2 protein-coding genes are annotated in these 2,268 nt (G+C 66.4%); one reads left to right on the top strand and one right to left on the bottom strand.

Annotation, left to right across the window (positions count from 1 at the left end; all coding sequences use genetic code 11):
* Positions 1–309 (bottom strand): hypothetical protein (locus tag VFX99_RS12450; RefSeq protein ID WP_329666610.1); only part of this gene is annotated, 309 nt, incomplete at its 3' end.
* Positions 310–1,038: 729 nt separating this feature from the next.
* On the opposite strand from VFX99_RS12450, the gene VFX99_RS12445 reads away from it, so the two are divergent.
* Positions 1,039–2,070, top strand: coding sequence for an NADPH:quinone reductase (locus VFX99_RS12445; protein WP_329666609.1), 1,032 nt, complete (start codon positions 1,039–1,041; stop codon positions 2,068–2,070).
* The last annotated feature ends 198 nt before the right edge of the window (positions 2,071–2,268 follow it).

Here is a 2,268-nt window from a genome sequence, read left to right as displayed (position 1 = left end):
TGCCGTGCCTTCCGCGGGGATGAGAGCGGTGAACTCTGCGAGGGCTGCCTCGTAGGTCTGGACCGCGGCTGCATCGAAAACTCCCGAAAGCTTCGCCTCGGCGAGGATCTCCTGGTACACCGCGGCGTCGGCAGAAGCCGTCTGCATGCTGAACGCGTATTCCGCGTTCGCAGCGGCGTACGCCGCGTGCGCCTCCGTCACCGCCGCCAGGTCGGCGGCCGCAGCGTCAGCGCGCTGACTCTGCGCGTTCACCTGCGCGATGATTACACCGGACGTGACGGCTACCGCGAGCACGACAACCGCGATCACGGCTATAGCGATCCACGCGCGCCCAGTCAGTCGTTTCCGCTTGATATCCGCTTTCGGTATCTGGTCGACCGACGGCGCTCCCGCAGCGCCCGAAGTGACGTCGTCATTCGGCATGTCCGCTCCCCCCACAGTCTCCGGGCCCCCAAGGATCGGATGAACTGTCGTCAGCATAGGGGGCCCATCCCGAGTAACTGGACTCCGTGTCGGCCGCATGTCTCACCGCCTGCGGAGACCGGAAGAGAGAGGGGCAGCTGTGCCCCCGTCATTTAGTGCGCGCTTATGCCAGCAGGCCGGCTCGACCCATCACCCGAGCCGCGAAGACGCCGGGTGCTGTTGCGATCCTTCGGCGTCGCCCGATCGGACACCTCGTCAAGTGCGACGACAATGCAGCCGGGTAGGGACCGCGCTGAACATCATCATTCAGACCGACCTCGACCCACAGCGTGAGTGCCTGTGAGTGCGCTCCAGAAGCGACTTCAGTTCCTCGTGGGACAAGGCTCCGGTGGCGGGGGTCACATTCGCTCCTTCAAGTCGACGAGGGTCAGCTGCGCCTTGCCGTCCAGCGCTGGAAACCAGCCCAAATTAGCGCGTGGCTCCGAGCGCGCGACTTGACTGAGCGACTTATCTGTCACGCGGCACGCCTATCGGGCGGAGGGCCGCGGTTGTAGCGCGACCGATTCCGCGGGCGAAGGGAGGAATGCTCGCCGGCATCGTCGCCTTGAATCGGGTATGAAAGCGATTGTCTATTCGCGTCGTGGTGACTCCTCGGTTCTGGCATTGAGCGAGCGCGAGCCCGCAACGCCGGGGCCGGGCGAGGTGAGGGTCCGTGTAGCCGTCTCGGGCGTGAACCCGACCGACTGGAAGGCCCGCGCCTCCGTCGACAGACCGATGGACTTCGCGGAGGTGATACCGAATCAGGATGGCGCGGGTGTCATCGATGCCGTCGGAGCGGACGTCACCGGCCTCGCGGTCGGTGATCGAGTGTGGCTGTTCCTTGCCGCGCACCAACGACCGACCGGCACGGCTCAGGAGTTCACGGTCGTGCCCGCCACCCGTGTGGTGCGACTGCCGGACGGAATCGGGTTCGATGTGGCCGCGAGTCTCGGCGTGCCCGCAATGACGGCGCACCGCGCCCTCACCGTTCACGAGTTCGGTCCCGAGAGGCTGTCGCCCGGTGCCCTCGAGAGAAGAGTGGTGCTCGTTCAAGGCGGGGCGGGCGCCGTCGGGCACGCCGCCATCCAACTCGCCGTGTGGGCGGGTGCTACCGTCATCGCGACCGTCAGCAGTAGAGACAAGGCTGATCTCGCAAGCGCGGCCGGAGCCCACCATGTATTCCAGTATCCCGACGACAACCTGGCGGCGCGCATCTTGGAAGGCGCTCCGGGCGGGGTTGACCACATTGTCGAGGTTTCCCCCGCACAGAACGCATCCCTCGATGTCACGGTGCTCGCCAATCACGGCAGCATCGCGTTCTACGCGAACAACAACGGAGACGACTTCACCGCCCCCATCGCCGCGAGCTTCGCCAAGAACGCCCGTTGGCAGGGACTGCTCCTTTACACCGTCGGCGACGACGCCCTCGCTGCTGCGGCAGAAGACGTCACATCGGCACTGATGGCCGGGGCGCTCCCGGTCGGTGAAGCAGCCGGGCTGCCCATCACCTGGTACTCGCTCGACGAGACGGCCGCCGCCCATGACGCTGTCGAGCAAGGCGCCACCGGGAAGGTGCTCATCCGCATCTCCAACGCCAGCGCAATCTAACAGATCGCCATCCAAGCCACCCGTACGAAGACCCAGGTCGCCTGCCCGGAACTGGACCGGCTAACGAACGGGCGTTCGGGAGGGCATCTCAGAGATTGCGGGGTGCGTCTGGATCCTCTGCGAGCCGGTCCGCCTCGCGCGCCACGGCCTCCTGCTCGGCCTCGCTCAGCGGCGGGAGGCCCACTTCGTCAGCCGGAA

The sequence above is a fragment of the Microbacterium sp. genome (assembly GCF_036277215.1).
Lineage (GTDB): Bacteria > Actinomycetota > Actinomycetes > Actinomycetales > Microbacteriaceae > Microbacterium.
Note: the sequence above shows the minus strand (reverse complement) of the source record. Positions and strands in the feature narration are given on the sequence as shown.

Excerpts from the sequence above, each read along its gene's own strand:
- VFX99_RS12445 (WP_329666609.1), top strand. The coding sequence starts at position 1,039 with ATGAAAGCGATTGTCTATTCGCGTCGTGGTGACTCCTCGGTTCTGGCA.